Source organism: Butyricicoccus sp. AM27-36 (assembly GCF_003480945.1).
Lineage (GTDB): Bacteria > Bacillota > Clostridia > Oscillospirales > Butyricicoccaceae > Agathobaculum > Agathobaculum butyriciproducens.
In genome coordinates, this window is sequence record NZ_QUJR01000017.1 from 1 (window position 1) to 2,345 (window position 2,345).

A 2,345-nucleotide genomic window follows, 5' to 3' on the forward strand; every position below is an offset into this window, starting at 1 on the left:
ACAACGCCAATTTTCAAAATGCCCATTGGAATTCTCTCCTTATAGAAACGTGATTTTTTAATAGATACACTGCACTTACTGCCGCAAGTGCAGCGCATGGTATTACGGTTTACTGTGCAACTGCCTTGCCGTCCATCTGGCTCTTGAGGGTTGCCATGTAGTCCTCGGCGGTGGTGCTGTCGATGACCTTGGTGCCGCAGTCAACAAAGCTGTCTACCTTTTCGCCGTTCAGATGTGCCACAACGGTCTTAACCGCCTGATAGCCCTGATCGTAACCGCTCTGTGCAACGGTCATGGTCTCGCCGCCATCGAGGATGGACTGTGCTGCGGTAATATTGCCGTCAAAGCCGATGAAGATGGTCTTTGCATAAGCCGGATTGTTCGCTGCTGCACGCGCTGCCGCGATTGCACAGTCGTCATTGTGGCAGGCGATGATAGCCAGACCCTCCGGATGGCTCTGCATGATGCCTTCCATGCAGACGGTTGCCTTGTCAGCTACCGCATCAGCATACTGCACCTCGTCTGCGAGGAACGCGCCGCCTGCGCCGTCAATGCCTTCCTGGAAACCGGTGCGGCGTGCATCGGCGGTGGAGTCACCCTGAACACCCGCAATATAAGCTGCTTCGATCTTATCCCAGCCTGCTGCCTTCGCCGCCTCGACAGCCTTTTCGCCGCCGCTTGCCGCTGCATCCTTCTGACCGATGCCGATGAACGAAATCTTCTCCGGTGCATTAAAGTCCGTATCGATTGCGAAGATGGGCATATCCGTGCCGCTTACCAGCGTGGAAGCCATGTCGCCCTGCAGCGGTGCGATAATCATCGCGTCATACTTGTTGGCGTGCAGATCGGTTTCGATCATATTCTGCTGCTCATCGTATGCGGTTTCGGAGGTCGCGCCCTTCATGTCGAGCACCGCGCCGGTCTCGGCCGCCGCCTTTTCCGCGCCTGCCATCATGTACTGGGTGTATTCGTTCGAGGTGGTCTTGAACACGATGGAAATGTTGTAATTGCCATCGTCGCCCTCAGCCTGAGAGCCGTTGCCGCCGGTGGAATCGGAGGACGAGCCGCAGCCTGCGAGCATGGATGCCATCAATGCGGAGGAAACAAACAGTGCGCCGATTTTCTTCAGATAGCTCATAATAAATTCTCCTTTACAGATCAAAAAATGTGACAAATACTGGGGAATATGCTGTGAGATACTGCTGATTTTACGATATTAGAACTGTGCGTATTTTTCAACGTGTGCGCGGGTGACTTCTGCGGACTTCTTTACATTCTCCTCCTGCGACATCTCGTAGTATGCCGGACGGAAAATCTCGATGGTGCAGCAGTCACCGTCAAAGCCGATCTTCTTGAGCGTATCTGCGTAGCGCGCATGCGGCAGGCAGTCGCCCTCGGCACCCGGCCACAGACGCTTTTCGTCGTTGTTGTAGTACGCGCCGCAGGGCATATCCTCGGTGCCGTTCAGGTGCCATACGAAAATCTTCTTGCCGTCCGCCTTTTCGAGGGTATCCCAGCCGGAGCCCATTGCGTAGAAGTGGTACTGATCGAGCGTTACACCAACCAGCGGGCTGTTTACTTCCTCGACGATTGCGTAAGCATCCTCAAAACGGTTGATGGTCATGGACGGCTCGCCGCAGAACTCAAGGCTCAGGCGGATGCCGTGTGGCTCGCACTTCTTAACCATTTCCTTGAGAACGGCAACTGCATCCTCGCGGATCTCCTTGCGGGTCGGGGTCAGGCCGCGCTCCTTCATGTCCTTGCTCGGTACGACAACGATCATCTTGCAGCCGAGGATGTTGCAGCGGCGGATGATCTCGTCCAGCTCAGCCATCACGGCGTCCTTTTCCTCCTGCGTCTGCTTCATGTTGAAGAAGCACAGCGCATTGTAGGAAAGCATCTTGAGGTGGTGGCTCTGGAACCATGCGCCCATCTCCTCGAGGGTGATCTTGCCGGCTTCCAGATCGCGGTTCAGGCACTCCGACTGAATGTCAATGCAGTCGAAGCCGTACTTCTCGCACAGCTCGAGGTCCATCATAACACTGTGGTTCTTGCAGAAACGGTCATTTGCTTCATTAAATCCGAGTTTCATGGTATTGTTCTCCTTTTCTTTTCTCAATTAGGTTCTTGGTTAGACTTTAGGCAATACCGCATAATTGGACAAGAGCGATTTGCGAGTAAATTTTGCGTACTGACGAGGCGCGGTTTTGCGGTAATACTTGACGTATTACCGTGAAATCTCGGCAGCGCGGACGGAACTCGCGCAAGGAACCGAAGCCAAAGTCAGGGCACAAAATTTCCGCAAAGCGCCGCAGCTTTAATTGTGCGGTGTTGCCTTTATTATA

General features: G+C 54.0%; 3 protein-coding genes. All 3 read right to left on the minus strand.

Translation table 11 applies throughout. The features are described 5' to 3' along the window. Positions 1-109: 109 nt before the first annotated feature. On the minus strand, positions 110-1,138 hold the full coding sequence (locus DW724_RS14750; protein ID WP_118761989.1) for a sugar ABC transporter substrate-binding protein: 1,029 nt from the start codon (positions 1,136-1,138) through the stop codon (positions 110-112). 78 nt (positions 1,139-1,216) lie between these two features. Next, the gene (locus DW724_RS14755) at positions 1,217-2,092 is read right to left on the minus strand and encodes a sugar phosphate isomerase/epimerase family protein (RefSeq protein WP_117492511.1); all 876 of its coding nucleotides are present in this window, start codon (positions 2,090-2,092) and stop codon (positions 1,217-1,219) included. A gap of 46 nt (positions 2,093-2,138) precedes the next feature. Beyond that, on the minus strand, positions 2,139-2,345 hold a 207-nt coding region (locus DW724_RS15890; protein WP_207665666.1), incomplete at its 5' end, for a hypothetical protein.